This window comes from Aestuariimicrobium ganziense (genome assembly GCF_015352975.1).
Taxonomy (GTDB): domain Bacteria; phylum Actinomycetota; class Actinomycetes; order Propionibacteriales; family Propionibacteriaceae; genus Aestuariimicrobium; species Aestuariimicrobium ganziense.
Genome location: NZ_JACYIZ010000001.1, coordinates 290,306 through 310,224, shown reverse-complemented (window position 1 = coordinate 310,224; position 19,919 = coordinate 290,306). Strand labels below are relative to the sequence as shown.

General features: G+C 69.0%; 18 protein-coding genes and 4 tRNA genes. 21 read left to right on the top strand and 1 reads right to left on the bottom strand.

The genetic code is table 11. The features are described from left to right. The first annotated feature begins 121 nt into the window (after window positions 1–121). A complete protein-coding gene (locus IE660_RS01525) occupies window positions 122–1,024 on the top strand; it encodes an NAD-dependent epimerase/dehydratase family protein (protein ID WP_203566549.1) in 903 nt (300 codons plus the stop codon). Window positions 1,025–1,027: 3 nt separating this feature from the next. Further along, entirely contained in the window at window positions 1,028–2,281 is a 1,254-nt protein-coding gene (locus IE660_RS01520) for an enolase C-terminal domain-like protein (RefSeq protein WP_203566548.1), read from the top strand. A gap of 56 nt (window positions 2,282–2,337) precedes the next feature. Here IE660_RS01520 and IE660_RS01515 read toward each other — a convergent pair. Continuing rightward, window positions 2,338–2,409: transfer RNA gene (locus IE660_RS01515), tRNA-Val, on the bottom strand. Window positions 2,410–2,568: 159 nt separating this feature from the next. On the opposite strand from IE660_RS01515, the gene IE660_RS01510 reads away from it, so the two are divergent. The 19 genes from IE660_RS01510 (at window position 2,569) to gcvP (ending at window position 19,891) form a co-directional block, all read left to right on the top strand. Then, window positions 2,569–2,641: transfer RNA gene (locus tag IE660_RS01510), tRNA-Gly, on the top strand. A 43-nt stretch (window positions 2,642–2,684) separates the two neighbouring features. Further along, window positions 2,685–2,755 (top strand) — tRNA-Cys (locus tag IE660_RS01505). Between the two features lies 1 nt (window position 2,756). Next, window positions 2,757–2,831: transfer RNA gene (locus IE660_RS01500), tRNA-Val, on the top strand. A gap of 184 nt (window positions 2,832–3,015) precedes the next feature. Beyond that, window positions 3,016–5,922, top strand: a complete 2,907-nt coding sequence (locus tag IE660_RS01495; protein ID WP_203566547.1) for a family 49 glycosyl hydrolase — start codon at window positions 3,016–3,018, stop codon at window positions 5,920–5,922. A 142-nt stretch (window positions 5,923–6,064) separates the two neighbouring features. Continuing rightward, window positions 6,065–8,092, top strand: coding sequence for a threonine--tRNA ligase (thrS, locus tag IE660_RS01490; protein WP_203566546.1), 2,028 nt, complete (start codon window positions 6,065–6,067; stop codon window positions 8,090–8,092). Between the two features lies 1 nt (window position 8,093). Continuing rightward, window positions 8,094–8,663 (top strand): HIT family protein, encoded by a 570-nt coding sequence (locus tag IE660_RS01485; protein WP_328701790.1) that lies wholly within the window; start codon window positions 8,094–8,096, stop codon window positions 8,661–8,663. Continuing rightward, the gene (gene pgsA / locus IE660_RS01480) at window positions 8,663–9,277 is read left to right on the top strand and encodes a phosphatidylinositol phosphate synthase (protein ID WP_203566545.1); all 615 of its coding nucleotides are present in this window, start codon (window positions 8,663–8,665) and stop codon (window positions 9,275–9,277) included. Before IE660_RS01485 ends, pgsA begins: the two co-directional genes overlap by 1 nt. After that, window positions 9,264–10,139 (top strand): LpxL/LpxP family acyltransferase, encoded by an 876-nt coding sequence (locus IE660_RS01475; protein WP_203566544.1) that lies wholly within the window; start codon window positions 9,264–9,266, stop codon window positions 10,137–10,139. Before pgsA ends, IE660_RS01475 begins: the two co-directional genes overlap by 14 nt. Continuing rightward, the gene (locus IE660_RS01470) at window positions 10,136–11,251 is read left to right on the top strand and encodes a glycosyltransferase family 4 protein (protein ID WP_203566543.1); all 1,116 of its coding nucleotides are present in this window, start codon (window positions 10,136–10,138) and stop codon (window positions 11,249–11,251) included. The genes IE660_RS01475 and IE660_RS01470 overlap by 4 nt, the downstream gene beginning before the upstream one ends. 9 nt (window positions 11,252–11,260) lie before the next feature. Beyond that, window positions 11,261–11,875 (top strand): CDP-alcohol phosphatidyltransferase family protein, encoded by a 615-nt coding sequence (locus tag IE660_RS01465; RefSeq protein WP_203566542.1) that lies wholly within the window; start codon window positions 11,261–11,263, stop codon window positions 11,873–11,875. Window positions 11,876–11,937: 62 nt separating this feature from the next. Beyond that, complete coding sequence (locus tag IE660_RS01460; RefSeq protein WP_203566541.1) at window positions 11,938–12,696, top strand: DUF881 domain-containing protein; 759 nt, start codon at window positions 11,938–11,940, stop codon at window positions 12,694–12,696. Between the two features lie 34 nt (window positions 12,697–12,730). After that, complete coding sequence (locus tag IE660_RS01455) at window positions 12,731–13,063, top strand: small basic family protein (RefSeq protein ID WP_203566540.1); 333 nt, start codon at window positions 12,731–12,733, stop codon at window positions 13,061–13,063. Next, window positions 13,056–14,006 (top strand): DUF881 domain-containing protein, encoded by a 951-nt coding sequence (locus IE660_RS16295; protein WP_328701789.1) that lies wholly within the window; start codon window positions 13,056–13,058, stop codon window positions 14,004–14,006. The genes IE660_RS01455 and IE660_RS16295 overlap by 8 nt, the downstream gene beginning before the upstream one ends. A gap of 102 nt (window positions 14,007–14,108) precedes the next feature. Further along, window positions 14,109–14,495 (top strand): glycine cleavage system protein GcvH, encoded by a 387-nt coding sequence (gcvH, locus tag IE660_RS01445; protein WP_203566539.1) that lies wholly within the window; start codon window positions 14,109–14,111, stop codon window positions 14,493–14,495. Between the two features lie 52 nt (window positions 14,496–14,547). Continuing rightward, window positions 14,548–15,039 (top strand): FHA domain-containing protein, encoded by a 492-nt coding sequence (locus IE660_RS01440; protein ID WP_203566538.1) that lies wholly within the window; start codon window positions 14,548–14,550, stop codon window positions 15,037–15,039. Further along, window positions 15,039–15,737, top strand: coding sequence for a transcriptional regulator FtsR (gene ftsR, locus IE660_RS01435; RefSeq protein WP_203566537.1), 699 nt, complete (start codon window positions 15,039–15,041; stop codon window positions 15,735–15,737). Before IE660_RS01440 ends, ftsR begins: the two co-directional genes overlap by 1 nt. 15 nt (window positions 15,738–15,752) lie before the next feature. Beyond that, complete coding sequence (locus tag IE660_RS01430) at window positions 15,753–16,247, top strand: bifunctional nuclease family protein (protein WP_203566536.1); 495 nt, start codon at window positions 15,753–15,755, stop codon at window positions 16,245–16,247. Window positions 16,248–16,409: 162 nt separating this feature from the next. After that, complete coding sequence (locus IE660_RS01425; protein WP_328701787.1) at window positions 16,410–16,997, top strand: MerR family transcriptional regulator; 588 nt, start codon at window positions 16,410–16,412, stop codon at window positions 16,995–16,997. A gap of 29 nt (window positions 16,998–17,026) precedes the next feature. Next, entirely contained in the window at window positions 17,027–19,891 is a 2,865-nt protein-coding gene (gene gcvP / locus IE660_RS01420) for an aminomethyl-transferring glycine dehydrogenase (protein WP_203566534.1), read from the top strand. Window positions 19,892–19,919: the final 28 nt, after the last annotated feature.

Below are 19,919 nucleotides of genomic sequence, written 5' to 3'. Positions count from 1 at the left end.
AGGCTCTCATGACGGTGGGCTACCAGCCGGGGAAGTGACTGGCCACACGATCATTCCATGAGATGGGGTCGTGCCCGTGGCGACGTGCCGGAGCGGGGTCGTGCTGCACTACGGTTGGCGAATGCATCCAGCTGCAGACCTCAGCCGACGAACAGTGCTGGTCACCGGTGCAGCCGGCCAGATCGGACGCGTCACCACCAAGCACCTCGCCGACCACGGAGCGCGCGTGGTCGCGCTGTCGCTCGATGGTGACGAGGTCGAGGGCGCCGCGGTGTGCATCGCCGGCGATGCCTGCCGGGTCGACGACGTCAAGGCTGCCCTCGACGGCGTGGATGCCGTCGTCCACCTGGCCGCCCTGGCCCACCGTGACGTCGGCACGCCCTACGAGGTCTTCGGCATCAACGTGGTCGCCACCTTCACCGTGCTGGTGGCCGCGGCCGAACTGGGCATCAACCGCGCCGTGGTGGCCTCGAGCATCAACCGGTGGGGACTGCCGTTGGGCGTCGACGACGATGCCGCCCCGCCGTACTGGCCGCTCGACGCGCAGACCCCGGCCCAGCTGTCGGACTGGTACAGCCTGTCGAAGTACAGCGACGAGGTGACCTGCCAGATGGTGGCGGCCCGCTGGGGGATGACGATCGTCTCGCTGCGGTTCCCGCTGACCATGCCCCGCGAACGCCTGGAACGGGTGGCCCGCCACCTGCGCGACGAGCCCGGTGACCGGGCGATCGAGGGCTGGAGCTACCTCGACCTCAGGGACGCGGCACGTGCGATCGAGGCCGGGCTGACCGCCGACGTGGACGGTGCCTGCGCCTACTACCTGGCCGCGCCGTTGACCGCCTCGCCGTACCCGACCGAACAGCTGCTGGACAGGTTCTGGCCCACGGTCGAGCGACGTCGTCGCTTCGAGGGACGCGAGGTGCCGATCGACCTGACCGAGGTCGAGCGTGACCTCGGCTTCACCGCCATCCACCTGCTCGACCAGCCGGAGCTGTCGCTGGAGGACCCACCACCACAGGAGTGAACCATGTCGTCGAACTTCGACAACCCCTGGCCGTCGCGCGAGCCGCTCGCCATCACCGGCGTGCGTGCCATCGTCACCGCCCCCGAGGGCATCCCCCTGGTCGTGGTGCGCGTCGACACCGACGAACCAGGCCTGTACGGACTCGGTTGTGCCACCTTCACCCAGCGTTGGAAGGCCGTGGCCACGATCGTCGACGAGTACCTGCCGCGACTGTTGGTCGGCCGTTACCCCGGTGACATCACCGATCTCACCCAGCTGATCGGGCTCACCGGCTACTGGCGCCAGGGTCCGGTGGTCAACAACGCCATCTCCGGCGTCGACCAGGCGCTGTGGGACATCGCCGGCAAGCGTGCGGGCATGCCGGTCCACGAACTGCTCGGCGGCAAGGTTCGGGCCGCGGCCGACTGCTACCTGCACGCGGCCGGGTCGACCATCGACGAGACCCTCGACCGGGCTGAGCAGTTGATCGAGCAGGGCGCCCGCCACGTCCGGCTGCAGGCGTCGACCCCCGGCCGCGCCGGCTACGGCGCCCCGCAGGTACCCAGCGACTACCCCGGAGCCCTCTACCCGAACGGCTGGAGCGTCAAGGCCTACCTGCGTGACGCCCCGAAGCTGTTCAAGGCCGCGCGGGAACGTCTGGGGGAGGAGGTCGAGCTGCTGCACGACGTGCACTCGCGACTGACTCCCAAGGAGGCCGTGGTGCTGGCTCGTTCACTGGAGCCCTACCGGCTGTTCTTCCTCGAGGACGTGCTCGCCCCGGAGTGGTGGGACCAGTTGCCCGCGGTCAGGGCCGCCTCGCCGATGCCGATCGCGGTGGGGGAGTTGGCCACCTCGTGGACCGATGCCGTGCGCCTGGTCACCGGTGGCGGTGTCGACATGATCCGCTGCCACGTGTCGGACATCGGCGGGCTCACCCCGGCCAGGAAGCTGGCCGGCATCGCCGAGGCCGTGGGCGTCCAGACTGCCTGGCACGGTCCCGGTGACACCTCACCGATCGGTGCGGCGGCCAATGTCGCCCTCGACGTCACCTCGCCCAACTTCGGCATCCAGGAGGGCCACGTCTACAGCGAGCCCGTGCACGAGGTGTTCCCGGGCACGCTGCGGGTCACCGATGGCTGGTTGTTCCCCAACGAGGCTCCCGGCTGGGGGATCGAGGTGGACGAGCAGGCGGCGGCCCGCTACCCGGCCGACCTGTCCAACCACGACCGCTGGGCCGCCGGTGCCCGGCTGATCGATGGTTCCCTGGTCAAGCCCTGACCCCCGGAAATGCGGAACGGCTCCTGACGCGCTTGTCAGGAGCCGTTCCAGCAAGGTGGGCGATACTGGGTTCGAACCAGTGACCTCTTCGGTGTGAACGAAGCGCGCTACCACTGCGCCAATCGCCCGTGCGAGAAGCAACGGTAGCGCACCGCTCGTCGGTGCGTGAAATCGGGGCCGGTGGTTGCTCGTCGGCCACGCCGGGCCGGGGTGTTTTGCGCGCCCGTCCCGGGTGGGCTATGGTTTTCTACGCCCCTGAAGCGGTGTCACCGCATCAGACAAGGCATGCGGACGTGGCTCAGTTGGTAGAGCATCACCTTGCCAAGGTGAGGGTCGCGAGTTCGAATCTCGTCGTCCGCTCGGAAGGGTCTCAACCCCATCCAGGCTTGAGGTCACTTCTCCTGGTGGAGTGGCCGAGAGGCGAGGCAACGGACTGCAAATCCGTGTACACGGGTTCAAATCCCGTCTCCACCTCGGGCGGCTGGCGCAGTGGTAGCGCGCTTCCCTGACACGGAAGAGGTCACTGGTTCAAACCCAGTGTCGCCCACCAGACGAACCGGCTCCTCGTGAACCGGTTCGCTGCATTTCGGGCCCGACTGCCCACCCCTGCCGGTGTGGTCAGGCCCCCAAAGGGTCACCATCGGTGAAAACGACACAGCCCGCGAGTTAGCCTGCCGGTGCGCAAGTGACGCACCCCTGCTGACCCCGACGTGCACCGTGAAGGGACCGCTCTCATGAGTCGTGCCGCCCGAACTCCCCGATCTCGAAGCTGGGCCCTGATCGGCGCCCTCAGCCTGGTTGCGGCCCTGGTTGCCCCGGCCAGCACGGCCTTGGCTGAGGCCTCGTTGCCGGCGGCGCCACCGTCGAAGAAGGCGGTGGTCACCACCTGGGACCACGAGAACGCCGTGGCCACCCAAGAGCCGATCGCCGGTGACCAGGTGCGTCGTTCGCGGTTCTACGACGCCACGGTGACCCCGGCCAAGGGCCCCAAGACCTCGCAGCAGTCGTTCGTCTACATGAGCGTGCCCCGGGCAGGCAACGACAAGATCGGCTACACCGAGCAGGACGGGGCCGAGTTCGCTGCCGATGCCGACCTGACGATGAGCTGGACGAGCTTCGTCTACACCGGCGATGTCTGGGTCGACGTGCACCTCAAGACCGGCCAGACCATCAGCTCCGCCGACCAGGTGACCATCCGGCCCACCGACCTGGGCCTGAAGAAGCAGCTGGTCAACTCCTCGACGGTGCGGGTGTGGGTGCCCCACAGCGCCGACGGTTTCCGCTTCTCGGTCGAGTTCGACCCGCAGTTGATCACCTCGTACAACGACCTCAGCGGTGCCAGCGGCACGCTGACCACCCAGGCCGACGGCAACAGGGCCATCCACACCGAGCCGCAGAACGCGATGCTGGTGTTCGCCAACCCGGCCCCGGCTGCCGACTCGATCCCCACCGAGGCCGACGGCACCATCCATCGTCCCCAGCCCGGTGCGGTCACCGACCTGAACACGATCACCGAAGAGATCGTCTACTTCGGGCCCGGCACCTACCACATGGGTTCGCAGTACCACGCCGTGCTGCCCGAGCAGGTCAAGTGGGTCTACCTGGCTCCCGGCGCCTACGTGAAGGGCGCGTTCCGGTTCCTGCACGACCCCCAGCCGAGCTACCGCGTGACCGGTCTGGGGGTGCTGTCGGGTGAGCAGTACGTCTACGAGGCAGACACCACCAACGGCTACCAGCACAACGTCAACGACAACTGCCACGTCACCTGCGTGAAGATGCTGCAGTTCGAGTCGTCCAACGAGGGGCAGACCCTCGACCTGCAGGGCATCACCATCAACGAACCTCCCTACCACTCGTTCGTGGTCTACGCCCATGACGAGGACGGCACCGAGATCGGTGTCGAGAACTTCAAGATGACCGTGCAGAACTACAAGCAGGTCGGCGCCTGGTACTGGCAGACCGACGGCATCGAGTTGTACGCCGACGGCACCATGAAGAACACCTTCTTCCACGCCAACGATGACGTGCTGAAGCTCTACCACTCCCGGGTGACCGTCGAGAACACCGTGATCTGGAAGAACGAGAACGGCCCGGTCATCCAGTGGGGCTGGGTGCCGCGCGAGATCGACGGCGTCCGGGTCACCAACACCGACATCATCCACAACCGGATGTACTGGAAGGACGTGAAGTACAACACCTGCGTGTTCAACTCCTCGTCCCACTACGAGGACATGGGCGCCACCGACCGCGCCGACACCACGATGACGGTGCAGAACATGATCTTCACCGACACCCGGGTCGAGGGCATGGTCAACTGCGCGGTGCGCATCTTCGCGCTGTCGAACACCGAGAACATCGAGATCGACGGACTCGAGATCGAGGCCTGGAACGACCTCGACCCGACCTCGCAGGTCAGCCTGCTCAAGCGCTACACCGACCGTGAGGGCAACAAGGTCACCATCGGCAACGAGATGACCGAGGGCAACGGGCTGCTGCTGCACAACTACACCGTCGGTGGCGAGGCCATCCTCAAGGCCGGCGACAACTGGGCTGCCGACGAACTGGGCCGGCTCAACTTCGACGCCGACACCTGGCTGAGCTGGAACGCCACCAGCGACGACCAGCCCACCGGCGCCGCACCGACGCTGACCGTCAACGGCCCCGAGGACGGCTCGATCGCCGACTCGCGCGAGGTGACCTTCAGCGGCACCAGCAACGCCAAGCAGGTGATCATCCGGGTCAACGGCGAAGACACCGTCGTGCGGGTGCACAAGGGTCAGTGGTCGGCGACTGTCACCCTGCCCGACATCACCAACCGGGTGGTGATCGTGGCCACCGGAAACAGCGGTGTGATGACCGTCGACCGGCGCACCATCACCGCCTACGGCACCGCCATCGGCTCACTGAGCGACCCGACCGGCGACGACCACGGCCCGGGCAGCTACACCTACCCGACCGACAGCGCCTTCAACCCCGGCAGCATGGACCTGACCGGAATGACGGTCTACCGCGACGGCGACACCATCCGTTTCGTCACCACCACGGCCGCCCCGATCACCAACCCGTGGGGCGGCAACGGGATGAGCATCCAGCGGCTGAACATCCACCTCAGTTCGCTGGACTCGACCACCACCACAGCGTTGCTGCCGGGGACGAACACCTTCGCAGCTGGCCCGTGGACCTACGCCATCGTGGCCGACGGTCGCTACGACGACGCACGGTTCGGCAGTGGCGTCTACGGTGCCGACCTGTCCCGGGTCGGTGACATCACCCTCGACGTCGACCCGAGTGGGGTGATCATCGTCTCGGTGGACGCCAGCGTGCTCGACGGTGTCGACCTGGGCACGGCCGGCTACCAGGTGTCGATGTTCAGCGACGCCGAGGACGGCGAGGGCATCGGCAACGTGCGCCCGGTCTACAGCGCCGAGTGCGCCCAGGGGATCGGCTGCCCCTCGTTCATCGGTCCCTACCGGATCGGTGGCGGAGCAGGGGAGTGGACCGACTCGATCCCGTCGCAGGACACCGACACCACCGACTCCAACGCGATCGACATCATCTCGGGCGAGGCCTCACAGGCCGAGGTGATGGACTGGACGAAGGGCCCGGTGGTGGCACCGTACGTGCGTCTCGACCTGGCCTGACCCTCCGCGGGGGCGGTTGGGGGACGCACGGGGGAACCCGTTTCCGTGGCCAGAGCCGATCGGGCAGAATGGCCCATGGCCGCCCCCGAGGCGGCCACCGAGGCAAATCACGGCCTCGGGCCCTGCCTCGAAAGGAACCCTCGTGTCCGCCCAGATCTCCATCCTCCGCAACGGCACCGTTGACGCGGTAGCGGTGGAGACCACCACCACGGGGCTCGACCTGTTCGGCGACGACCGCAGCGTCGTGGCCATGAAGGTCAACGGGGAACTGCGCGACCTGCAGCGCGAACTGGCTGCCGGTGATGAGGTCGAGCCCGTGCTGATGACCTCTGAAGAGGGGCTGTCGATCGTGCGTCACTCGGCGGCCCACGTCGCTGCCCAGGCCGTGCAGGGGCGCTTCGCCGATGCCCGACTCGGTATCGGCCCGCCGATCGTCGATGGCTTCTACTACGACTTCCAGGTCGACCCGTTCAAGCCCGAGGACCTCAAGTCGCTCGAGCAGGACATGGGCCGGATCATCAAGGAGCGCCAGCGCTTCGTGCGTCGCGTGGTCTCCGACGACGAGGCGCGCGCCGAGCTCGCGTCCGAGCCGTTCAAGCTGGAACTGATCGCCGACAAGTCCAACGCGACCGACGCCGATGGCGCCTCGGTCGAGGTCGGCGCCGGCGAACTCACCATCTACGACAACGTGCGTCGCGACGGCTCGGTGGCCTGGAAGGACCTGTGCCGCGGCCCGCACGTGCCGCACACCGGCTACCTGAACGCGGTCGCGCTGACCCGCAGTTCGGCCGCCTACTGGCGTGGCGACCAGCGCAACGCCGGCCTGCAGCGTCTCTACGGCACGGCCTGGGCCACCCGCGACGACCTCAAGGCCCACCAGACCCGGCTCGAGGAGGCCGCCAAGCGCGACCACCGCAAGCTGGGCAACGAACTCGACCTGTTCAGCTTCCCCGACGAGATCGGCTCCGGCCTGGCCGTCTTCCACCCCAAGGGTGAGGCGATCAAGCAGGAGATGGAGGAGTACTCCCGGCGCCAGCACATCGCCCACGACTACTCCTTCGTGAGCACCCCTCACGTCACCAAGGCCCAGCTGTTCCAGACCTCGGGCCACCTGGAGTGGTACGCCGACGGCATGTACCCGCCGATGCGCATCGACGAGGAACGCAACGAGGCTGGTGAGGTCACCCGCCAGGGCGTCGACTACTACCTCAAGCCGATGAACTGCCCGATGCACAACCTGATCTTCGCCAGCCGCGGGCGCTCCTACCGCGAACTGCCGCTGCGGCTGTTCGAGTTCGGCACCGTCTACCGCAACGAGAAGTCCGGCGTGGTGCACGGCCTGACCCGGGCGCGGGGCTTCACCCAGGACGACGCGCACATCTACTGCACCCGCGAGCAGATGCGCGACGAACTCACCGGGCTGCTCACCTTCGTCCTCGACCTGCTCGCCGACTACGGCCTCAACGACTTCTACCTGGAGCTGTCGACCAAGAACCCCGAGAAGTTCGTCGGCGACGACGCCACCTGGGACGAGGCGACCGAGGTGCTGCGCCAGGTTGCCACCGACTCCGGGCTCGACCTGATTCCCGATCCCGGTGGTGCGGCGTTCTACGGCCCGAAGATCTCGGTGCAGGCGCGTGACGCGATCGGGCGCACCTGGCAGATGTCGACCATCCAACTCGACTTCAACCTGCCCGAGCGCTTCGACCTGGAGTACCAGGCCGCAGACGGCACCCGGCAGCGTCCGGTGATGATCCACCGCGCCCTGTTCGGCTCGATCGAGCGCTTCTTCGGCGTGCTGCTGGAGCACTACGCCGGCGCCTTCCCGGCCTGGCTCGCCCCGGTGCAGGTCACCTGCGTGCCGGTCGCCGAGGAGTTCAACGCCCACCTGCTCGAGGTGGCCGCCAAGCTCAAGGCTCACGGCGTGCGGGTCGACGTCGACACCTCCGACGACCGGTTCGGCAAGAAGATCCGCAACGCCACGAAGGACAAGGCGCCGTTCATCCTGATCGCCGGTGGTGACGACCGTGACGCCGGTGCGGTCAGCTTCCGGTTCCGCGACGGTTCCCAGCGCAACGGTGTGCCGGTGGACGAGGCAGTGGCGCTGATCGTGGCGACCATCGCCGAGCGCAGCAACACCAGCCCGACCGCAGCCGAGCCGGAGGCCTGAGGTGGAGGCCGAGCGGGCCGACCAGTTGGCCGGCGTCCCCGATGCCTTCGACCGGTTGTGGACCCCGCACCGGATGGTCTACATCAACGGCGAGAACAAGCCGGCCGACGCCACCTCGGGCCAGTGCCCGTTCTGCCGGGTGCCGGGTGAGGACGACGAGACCGGCCTGATCGTGCACCGTGGCGAGCACTGCTTCGTGGTGCTCAACCTGTACCCCTACAGCCCGGGGCACCTGCTTGTCTGTCCCTACCGTCACGTCTCGGACCTGACCGAACTCACCGAGGGTGAGGCACGTGAGTTGATGCTGCTGAGCCAGCAGGCGATGGGCACGTTGCGAGCCGTCTCGGCCCCGCACGGGTTCAACCTCGGGCTCAACCAGGGTGACGTCGCCGGCGCCGGCATCGCCGCCCACCTGCACCAGCACGTGGTGCCCCGGTGGAAGGGTGATGCGAACTTCATGCCGGTCGTCGCCCAGACCCGCGCCCTGCCCATGCTGCTCGGCGACACCCGCCGGCTGTTGGCCGAGGGCTGGGTCGACCAGGCCGAGCGCACCAGTGGGGGAGAGGCCTGATGCTCGAGCAGTTCCGCGGCCTGTGGACGAAGCTGATGACCCCGCCGGCGAGGCTGTTCATCGCCCTCAAGGTGCATCCGGACGCGATCACCTGGGCGGGCACCCTGATCACGGTGGTCACCGCGATGGTCTTCCTGCCTCGCGGGTGGCTCTGGCAGGGAGCGGCGTTGCTGCTGGTCTTCATGCTGTCGGACGGCATCGACGGCCAGATGGCCCGGATGACCAACCGGGTCTCGACCTGGGGGGCCTTCCTCGACTCCAGCCTGGACCGGATCGGTGACGGCGCGGTCTTCGGCGCCGTCGTGCTCTACTACGCAGGCCGTGGCGACTCGGTGCTGTGGGCAGGCATCGCCCTGGGGGCGCTGGTCATGGGCCAGGTCACCAGCTACGTCAAGGCACGCGGCGAAGCGCTGGACATGAAGGTCGTGGGTGGCCTGGCTGCCCGTGCCGACCGCGTCCTGGTGCTGCTGCTCGGTCTGGCGCTGGCCGGTGTCGGGCTGTTCTGGGCACTGCCGGTGGCCCTGTGCTGGCTGCTGCTGGCCTCGACCATCACCGTGGGCCAACGGATGGCCCAGGTGCATCGACAGGCCGAGGCCCGAGATGCGGCGGTCTGACCGGGTACGCCAGGCCTTCCTGACCACGGCGGCCCGCATCCCGTGGCCGGTGTGGATGCCGGCCGCGGCCTTGGCCTCGGTGGCGATGGCCGTGCTGCCGGCCCGTCCCCTGCGACAGTGGCAGGCCAACGTGGCCGCGCTCACCGGCGACCGACCCGGACGACTGCACACCGCGCGCGCGGTCTGGTCGTGGGCCCGCAACACCGTCGAGTCGATGCACCTGGGCAGCTGGAGCCGGGAACGCATCGACGACTACGCCATCTTCTCCACCGAGGACGAACACCGGCTGCGCAGCCTGGCCGCCGACCCCGGGGCCGTGATCGGCCTGCCCCACATGGGGTCGTGGGACCTCGCCGGTGCGTGGGCGTGCGGGGCGGGCATGCCGGTCTCGACGGTGGCCGAGCAGTTGCTCGCCCCCGAGTTCGCGCTGTTCCGCAGGGTGCGCGAGAACTTGGGCTTCATCGTCCACGGCCACCGGGAGGCCTCGGTCACCAGCGCGCTGGTCGACGAGTCGCGCCAAGGTCGGCTGGTCTGCCTGATGGCCGACCGCGACTTCTCCCGACGCGGCGTGCCGGTGGTCTGGCCCGGTGCCACGGGCGGGGTCACCGCCACCATGCCCACCGGCCCGGCCACCATCGCGCTGCGGGCCGGGGCGGTGCTGCTCGGCGTCGCCTGCCACTACCAGGGACGCCGGATGCGGCTGGTGGTCAGCCAGCCGATCACCCCGCCCGAGGGTGCCGACCACGAGACGGCGGTGGCGGCGATGACCCAGGGCCTGTGCGACTTCTTCGCCGACCAGGTGCGGCGCCACCCCCACGACTGGCACATGCTGCAGCCGATCTTCCCGGGGGTGCGGGCATGAGGATCGCCATGGTCTGCCCCTACTCCCTCGCCGAACCCGGGGGAGTGCAGAACCACGTCATCGGGCTCACCGCGTGGCTCGCCCGGGCTGGTCACGAGGTGTTCGTCCTGGCGCCGGGCCGGGCCGAACCGCAATGGCTGCTGAGGCACGGCGTCGACACCCACACCGTCACCAGCACCGGGCGCACCATCGCGGTCCCGTTCAACGGATCGGTGGCCAGGCTCACCTTCGGCCCGCTGACCTCGGCCCGGGTTCGTCGCTGGCTCGACGAGGTCGTCCCCGACGTCATCCACGTGCACGAGCCGATCACCCCCAGCGCCTCGGTGCTCGCGGTCTGGCACCGCAACGCGCCGATCCTGGCCACCTTCCACACCGCCACCCCCGGCTCGCGCACCATGCGCCTGGCCGGGCAGTTGATGCCCGCCACCGTGGCCGCGCTCGACTCCGGCATCGCGGTGTCGCAGGTGGCCCGCGAGGTGGTGCGCCGCCACATCGGGCTCGACCCGGTGGTGATCGGCAACGGCATCCAGGTCGACGACCACACCCTGGTCGCTCCCGCGGGTCGGTGGCGAGGAGGTCCGCGTCCGCGGGTGACCTTCGTCGGGCGCCACGACGAGCCCCGCAAGGGGTTCGGGGTGTTCGCCGCAGCCATCGACCTGCTTCGAGGCCAGGGAGTCGAGGTCGATGCGGTGGTGGCGGGCGCCGGCAAACGCCGGTCCCATCCTGGCATCCGGTTCGTCGGCCGGGTGACCGACGCCGAACGAGATGCCCTGCTGTCCTGCTCTGACGTCTACGTCGCACCCCACCTGGGCCGGGAGAGCTTCGGCATCGTCCTGCTCGAGGCCCTCGCCTCGGGCGCCTCGGTGGTCGCCAGCGACCTGCCCGCCTTCCGTGAGGTGCTCACCGACCAGTCCGGACCGGTCGGCACGCTGGTCCCGGTCGGAGTCCCGCAGGCCTTCGCCACAGCGATTCGGAACGTCCTGGCCGCGCCGGTCGACCCGCTGCGTGGACGAGCCCGCGCCGCCCAGTTCGACTGGTCGGTGGTCGGCCCCCAGGTGGAGTGGCACTACCGGCACGCCACCGGCCGCGGTCGGATGACCCGGATCGCCTAGGCTGGCCCCGTGGAGCAGCCGACCTACCAGACCGAGCGGGTGTGGACGCTGCCCAATGTGCTCTCGTTCCTGCGCCTGGCCGGGGTGCCGCTGTTCGTCTGGCTGGTGATCAGCCGTCAGGGTGACGTCTGGGCCGTGGTGCTGCTGATGGTGGCCGGTGCCACCGACTGGCTCGACGGTTTCCTGGCCCGGCGGTGGAACCAGGTCTCACGGGTCGGCCAGATGCTCGACCCGGTCGCCGACCGGCTCTACATCCTGGCCATCATCGTCGCGATGGCGGTGCGCGACCTGGTGCCCTGGTGGCTGGTGGCGCTGCTGGTCGCCCGTGACCTCGTCCTGCTGGCCCAGGTGCCCGCGCTCAAGACCCGCGGCTACACCAGCCTGCCGGTGCACTTCCTGGGCAAGGCTGCCACGTTCTGCCTGCTCTACGCCTTCCCGCTGGTGCTGCTGGGCGATGGCAGCAACACCTTCTCGCAGTGGTGCCAGGTGATCGGCTGGGCGTTCGCGATCTGGGGCACCGGCCTGTACTGGTGGGCCGGCCTGCTGTACCTCAAGCAGACCGTCACCCTGGTCAGGACGCTGCCCCCAGTGGCTGATCCGGCACGACTCGGTCGGACTGGTTGATGGTCCGCGGGCGGGACGAGCGGCGCACGACCTCGCCGGCCAGGCGAGCGGTCGACGCGTCCATGTCACTGCTGCGTGACCTCGACGACACCTCGCTCGACCCCGACTACGAGCGGGTCACCCGGACCGGCGCCCCGCCCAGGCGTCGATGGGTGCTGTTCACCACGCTGCTGCTGGCCGGGGCGATGTTCGGTCTGGCGGCGATCCAGACCGCACGCTCGGCCCCGGCGCTGCAACGTGAGCGCGACCAGCTCGTCGGCCACGTCAAGGCCGCCGAGGCAGAGAACCGGCAGTTGCAGCAGACCCTGCTGACCGAACGCCAGGCCGTGCGCGAGCTGCAGGAGCAGGCCCTGGCCAGCGACCCCTCGGCGCAGGCCCAGCTGAGCGAACTCGAGGTCACCACCGGGGCGGTCGCCGTGGTCGGTCCCGGCGTCGTCGTCATCGTGGACGACGCACCCACCCTGGGCAATCCCTCGGCCGTCGTGGTCGACCAGGACCTGCGGCAGCTGGTGAACGGCCTGTGGGCCAGTGGCGCCGAGGCGATCGCGATCAATGGGCACCGACTCAGCACCCGCACGGCGATCAGGGGAGCAGGCAGCGCCATCACCGTCGACTACGTCTCGCTGACCCCGCCCTACCGGGTCGAGGCGATCGGTGACCCCAAGTCCATGCCGGCAGCGCTGCAGGAGTCGTCAGCGGGGGCCTGGTGGCTGTTCCTCAAGCAGAACTACGGCATGCGCTACGAGGTGTCGACGGCGGACGAGCTGCGACTGAATCCCGACGCGAACCTGGCCACGCGGCACGCGGTGCCACCCCGATGACGCGCGGTAGGGTCGACGACGTGAGGAGTGCGGGATGATCGCCATCTTCGGGTTGCTGCTGGGCATCGTGCTGGGTCTGGTGCTCGAGCCCACGCTGCCCGCGATGCTGCAGCCCTACCTGCCGATCATGCTGGTCGCCGCCATGGACGCGATCTTCGGCGCCGCCCGGGCCTACCTCGAGGGCACCTTCGTCGACAAGGTCTTCGTGGTGTCGTTCCTGAGCAACGTGCTGATCGCTGCGCTGATCGTCTTCATCGGTGACCGGATCGGCGTCGGCGCCCAGCTGTCGACCGGTGTGGTCGTCGTGCTGGGCATCAGGATCTTCAACAACGCCGCAGCCATTCGAAGGGCGTTGCTGCGTGCCTGAGCCCGAGACCCCACGTCGTCCCCGGCTCGGCCGATCCGGCCGGCTGGTCGGGGCGGCCCGACGTCGGCAGGCCCGTCGACCGTCAGGCGTCGAGGACGAGCAGGCGCTCGACTCCACGACTAACGAGGCGCCGGCGGCAGCGGTCGTCTCGTCCGACGAGCACGCACTGCTGACCGACGAGGTGAGCAGCGCCCCCTCACGAGACGTCCGCCAGGCCCAGCACCGTCCACTGCCGACCTGGCGCCGGATGCTGCGCGACCTGGTCAGGCCGTCGAGGGCGCAGGCGGTGATGGCGCTGATCCTGTGCCTGTGCGCGATGGCAACCGTGTGGCAGGTGCGCGCCCGCGCGTCCGACCAGGCCTACTCGCAGATGCGCCGACCCGAACTGGTGGCGATGCTCGAACAGCTGAACACCAACTCCGGGCAGCTGCGCGACGAGATCAGACGTCTGGAGACCACCAAGCGCGAGCTGCAGACCGGGGCCAACACCACCAGGGTCGCCCAGGAACAGGCCCGCAAGCGCGTGCAGGAACTCCAGATCCTGGCCGGCACCGCGCCGGCCCAGGGGCCCGGGGTGACGATCACCATCGCCGACCCGCAGGGCAAGGTCAGCCCCGAACTGCTGCTCGACGCCATCGAGGAGATGCGGGACGCCGGTGCCGAGGCGATCGACCTCAACGGTGTACGGGTGGTCGCCAGCTCGTGGCTTGGTCGCGGCACCGACGGCATCGTGGTCGACGGGGTGCCGATCGAGGCGCCCTACGTGCTGGTGGTCATCGGTGACCCGCAGACACTGGAGGAGGGTGCCAGGTTCCGTGGGGGTCTGGTCTCGCAGGCCCAGGCACCACAGGTCGGGGCCCAGGTGACCATCCGGCAGAGCGACGAACTCACGATCACCTCACTGCACACCCCCAAGGCGCCCCAGTTCGCGCGCCCGGCCTGATCACCGCAACAGGTCGTACCATCGGGTCAGTCCGGTCGGTTATTGTGACGGCGGACGACTGCGCACCCGATGTCGCGGCCGCTGTGAAGGAGACATGACACCATGAGCCGTTATCCCGAGGACCTGAAGTACAGCACCGAGCACGAGTGGGTCCGTGAGGGCAATGGGCGCAGTGTGCGGATCGGGATCACCGACTACGCCGCCGACGCCCTGGGCGACATCGTCTACATCTCGCTGCCCACCGTCGGTGAAGAGGTCGCCGCCGGTGACAGCTGCGGCGAGCTGGAGTCGACCAAGAGCGTCAGCGACCTGTTCAGCCCCGTCTCCGGCGTGGTCACCGCGGTCAACGACGTGCTCTCGGACGCTCCCGAGACCGTCAACGCCGACCCCTACGGTGACGGCTGGTTGTTCGAGGTCGAACTGGCCGACGACAGCGAGGACGACGACCTGCTCGACTCCGACGGATACGCCTCCCACGTGGGGGAATGAGTCCCCTAGACTGGTCGGAGCGCAGGATCCGGCGGAAAGTGTGGTCAACACCATGATCAAGTGCCCCAGTTGCGGTACCGACCTGACACCGGGCAGCAGGTTCTGCTCCCAGTGCGGCACGAAGCTGGGCGAGGTGACCGGCGACACCACGCGAACCATCACCGCGATCACCGACGACACCCGCCCGGTGGAGATGACCGCCGACCTGGTCAACGCCATCAACGAGCTGCCCTCAGACCGGGCCCTGCTGGTGGTGCAGCGCGGCCCTGACACCGGCGCGCGGTTCCTGCTCGACACCGATGTCACCACCGTGGGACGCCATCCCGACTCCGACATCTTCCTCGACGACATCACCGTCTCGCGCAACCACGTGAAGTTCATCCGCACCGACGAGGGCTTCGACGTGCAGGACCTGGGCAGCCTGAACGGCACCTACGTGAACAGGTCGCTGGTCGAGGGTGTGACCCGGCTGCGGGCCGGGGACGAGGTGCAGATCGGCAAGTTCCGGATGGTCTTCCACGTGAGCGAGCGTGAGCGGCGCTGATGCCCTCGCCGATGCGCAGCATTGGGCAGGTCCTGGCCGTTCTCAAAGCTGAGTTCCCCGACATCTCGATCTCCAAGATCAGGTTCCTGGAGAGTGAGGGGCTGCTCTCACCCGAACGTGCCCCCTCGGGCTACCGGCGCTACGCCAGCGGCGACATCGAACGACTGACCTACATCCTGCGGGTGCAGCGCGACCAGTACCTGCCGCTCAAGGTGATCCGTGAGCACCTCGAGGTGATGGACGCCGGCGGCGAACCGCCCTCGTCCGAGCAACCCCCGGTACCACCGGTGGCCACCACCGACGACGAGGTGGTGCCGGCGGCCCGTGGGGGCGAGCGGATCCCCAAACGACCGCTGCGGATGAGTCGGCGCGAGCTGCTCACCGTGAGCGGGCTGAGCGAGGGAGTGCTGGTGGAGCTGGAGCGCCAGCAACTGGTGTTCCCCCGCCGGGGCACCAACTGGTACGGCCGCGAGGCGCTGACCATCTGTGTCGTCGCCCGCAAGCTGCAGGCCTACGGCATGGACTCACGCCACCTGCGGGTGGTCAAGCAGTCGGCCGAGCGTGAGGCCGGCCTGGTCGAACAGGCGATCGCCCCCTACCTGCGCCGCCGTGGCGCGGCCAGTGAGGCCGCGGCCGAGGTCACCACCTTGGTACTTCACGCCCATGCTGCGATGATGCACACGATGATCGAACGCTGAGACTGAGGAGTCGTCATGCGCGAGCTGGAGGTCGTCGGGGTCAGGCTCGACGTCTCGAACGCCCCCATCCTGGTGCTGCGCGAGCAGGGTGGACGACGCTGCCTGCCGATCTGGATCGGCGCCAACGAGGCAGCGGCCATCGTCAACGCGCTCGAGGGTGTCGTCCCCCCGCGTCCGATGACCCACGACCTGCTGGTCACCGTGTTGCGCACCCTCGGCGTCACCCAGACGCTGGGCCGGATCGACAGCATGGACGAGGGCACCTACACCGCCAGCATGCAGCTGGGGGAGCACTGGATCCAGGTGCGTCCCAGTGACCTCGCCGCGATCGCCGTGCGCACCGGTATGCGGCTGGAGTGCAGCGAGGAACTGGTCGACGAGATCGGTGTGGTGCTCGACGAGGACGGCGGCGACGACGAGATGGAGAAGTTCCGCGAGTTCCTCGACAGCGTGACCCCCGAGGACTTCGAGGGTGGCGAGCCCGGCGCCGAAGGCTCAACCAGCCCTTGATGCTTGGGCCCTGGTTGGCGTGCCACGGCGTGTCCCAGCCCGGAGCGCTCGACGCCACGTCCTAGCGTCATCTGCACGCACCGCCGTCCCGCGACAGGGCTCCGGATGCGACAATGGAGCCCCAGCCCGACTCGCAGGAGTCGGCGGAACCCGAGGACAGCCGTGAACGAGCAGCGAGACGAGCGCACCGACCTGGCCCCGCAGGATGCCCTGTTCGACCAGGACGTGTTGTTCGACGGAGACTTCTCGCCCCTGCCCAACGACCTCGGCTTCCGTGGCCCGGTCGCCTGTGGTGCTGCAGGCATCACCTACCGCCAGCTCGACTACTGGGACCGCACCGGCTTGGTCAGCCCGAGCGTTCGCGGCGCTGGTGGTTCGGGAACCCAGCGGCTGTACTCCTTCCGTGACGTGCTGATGCTCAAGGTGATCAAGCGGCTGCTCGACGCCGGCATCTCGCTGCAGCAGATCCGTGTCGCTGTCGACCACCTGCGCGCCCGCGGCCACGCCGACCTGACCTCGGTGACACTGATGAGCGACGGGGTGTCGGTCTACGAGTGCACGACCGACCACGAGGTGATCGACCTCTTGCGCGGCGGCCAGGGCATGTTCGTGATCGCCCTGGGCCGGGTCTGGCAGGACATCGAGGGCGACCTGCTCGAGCTTCCGGGTGAGCGCACCGCCGAGGTGGCGCCGGTGGTCGGCGACGACGAGCTGAGCCTTCGCCGGCAGCAGCGTCGCGCCGCCCAGTGAGGCCTGAGCGACCCCGTTAGGCTGGTCGGGTGAGCCAACCCGATCCCTTCGTCAGCCGCCACCTCGGTCCTCGTCACGATGACCTCGCCACCATGCTCGACGTGGTCGGGCAACCGTCGCTGGAGGCACTGGTGTCGTCGGCGATGCCGGCGGCGATCATCATGGACCACCCGATGGAGTTGCCCCCAGCGTTGGACGAGGCCGCCCACCTGGCCAGGATGCGCGAGCTGGCCGCACGCAACGTTCCCGGCCGGTCGATGATCGGCATGGGCTGGTACGGAACCGTCACCCCGGCGGTGATCAGGCGCAATGTGCTCGAGAACCCGGCGTGGTACACCGCCTACACCCCCTACCAGCCCGAGATCAGCCAGGGCCGGCTCGAGGCCCTGCTCGCCTTCCAGACCATGGTCGCCGACCTGGCCGGACTGCCCACGGCGGGCTCGAGCCTGTTGGACGAGTCGACCGCTGCGGCCGAGGCGATGGCGCTGTGCCGCCGCCAGGTCAAGAAGGGCTCGGTCTTCCTGGTCGACTCCCAGACCCTGCCGCAGACCCTGGCCGTGCTGCGCACCCGGGCCGAACCGCTCGACATCGAGGTGGTCGTCGCCGGTGACGACATCGTCGAGTCGTTGCAGCAGCACGAGGCCTTCGGGGTGCTCGTCCAGACCCCCGGCGTCGACGGACGGCTGCAGCCGCTGGCCGAGCTGCAGGCCATCGCACAGAAGGCGCACGACAACGGCGCCATGGTCGTGGCCGCGGCGGACCTGTTGGCGCTCACCCTGGTCGAGGCACCCGGCAGCTGGGGTGCCGACGTCGCGGTGGGCACCACCCAGCGGTTCGGGGTGCCACTATTCTACGGCGGTCCACACGCGGGCTACATCTCGGTGCGTGCCGGGCTCGAGCGCAGCCTGCCCGGCCGCCTGGTCGGCGTCTCCCTCGACGCCGACGGGGTCGCGGCCTACCGGCTGGCGCTGCAGACCCGCGAGCAGCACATCAGGCGTGAGAAGGCGACCTCGAACATCTGCACCGCCCAGGTGCTGCTGGCCGTGGTGGCCGCGATGTATGCGGTCTACCACGGGCCCGACGGCTTGACCTCGATCGCCAAGCGCGTCCACGACCGCACCCGCAGCCTGGCCGGGGCACTGTCCGCTGCCGGGCGCCCGGTGGTGCACTCCAGCTTCTTCGACACCCTTCTCGTCGAGACCGACGACGCTGCCGCGGTCGTCCGGGCAGCGCGCGAGGGGCTCGTCCACCTGCGCCTGGTCGACGAACGCCATGTCGGCATCAGCGTGGGCGAGGACTCCAACGATGACGACCTGGCCACGGTCGCCCGGGCGTTCGGCGCACAGTGGTCGTCCGAGATCGAAGCGTTCGGCGACCTTGCCGGACGCGAACGTGACGCGGACTGGTGTCGCCACGAGGTGTTCACCTCGCACCACAGCGAGACCCGGATGATGCGCTACCTGCGCACGCTCGCCGATCGTGACTTCGCCCTCGACCGGGGCATGATCCCGCTCGGGTCGTGCACGATGAAGCTCAACTCGGCGGCCGAACTCGAACCGATCAGCTATCCCGGTTTCGCCGACCTGCACCCGTACGTTCCGGCCGAGGACGCCACCGGCTACGCCGAACTGATCGGCACGCTCGAGGACTGGCTGGTCGAGGTCACCGGCTACGACCGGGTCTCGCTGCAGCCCAACGCCGGCTCGCAGGGCGAGTTCGCCGGCCTGGTCGCGATCCGCGAGTACCACCGCTCGCGCGGTGACGCCCACCGTGACGTCTGCCTGATCCCGAGTTCGGCGCACGGCACGAACGCCGCCTCGGCCGCGATGGCCGGGCTGCGGGTGGTCGTGGTCAAGGCCGCAGCCGATGGCTCGGTCGACCTGGACGACCTGCGCGACAAGCTCGAGCAGCATGCTGACAACCTCGCGGCGATCATGGTGACCTACCCCTCGACCCACGGGGTGTTCGAGGAGTCGGTCGTCGAACTGTGCGACCTGGTGCACCAGGCCGGGGGACAGGTCTACGTCGATGGCGCCAACATGAACGCCCTGGTCGGACTGGCCAGGCCCGGACGGTTCGGCGCTGATGTGAGCCACCTCAACCTGCACAAGACCTTCGCCATCCCGCACGGCGGCGGTGGCCCGGGCGTCGGGCCGGTGGCGGTGCGCGGGCACCTCGCCCCGTTCCTGCCCAACCACCCGGTGGTCGAGCAGGCCGGTCCGTCCACCTCGGCCGGCGCGGTCTCGGGTGCGCCCTACGGGTCGGCGGGAGTGCTGCCGATCTCGTTCGGCTACATCGCGATGATGGGGGCCGAAGGACTGCGAGAGGCCACCCAACTGGCTCTGCTCAACGCCAACTACGTCGCCGCGCGCCTGCGCGAGCACTACCCGGTGCTCTACACCGGGCGCGGCGGGCTGGTCGCCCACGAGTGCATCCTCGACCTGCGAGAGATCACCCGGACGACCGGTGTGACGGTCGACGACGTCGCCAAGCGGCTGATCGACCACGGCTTCCATGCCCCGACGATGAGCTTCCCGGTGGCCGGCACGCTGATGGTCGAGCCGACCGAGAGCGAAGACCTCGCCGAGCTCGACCGCTTCTGCGACGCGATGATCGCGATCCGGGGCGAGATCGCCCAGGTGCAGGCAGGGGTGTGGCCGGCGGACGACAACCCGCTGCGCAACGCCCCGCACACGATGGCCCGGGTCAGCGCCGACGCGTGGACCCACCCGTACACGCGAAGCCAGGCGGCCTACCCCTCGGGGCAGCACCGGGGCCCGATCGCCGGGTCCGGTCGCGACAAGTACTGGCCGCCGGTGGCCCGGATCGACAACGTCTACGGCGACCGCAACCTGGTCTGTTCGTGCCCACCCCCGGGGGCCTACGAGGACTGAGCGCAGTCTGTTGGTCGCCCAGGAGCGC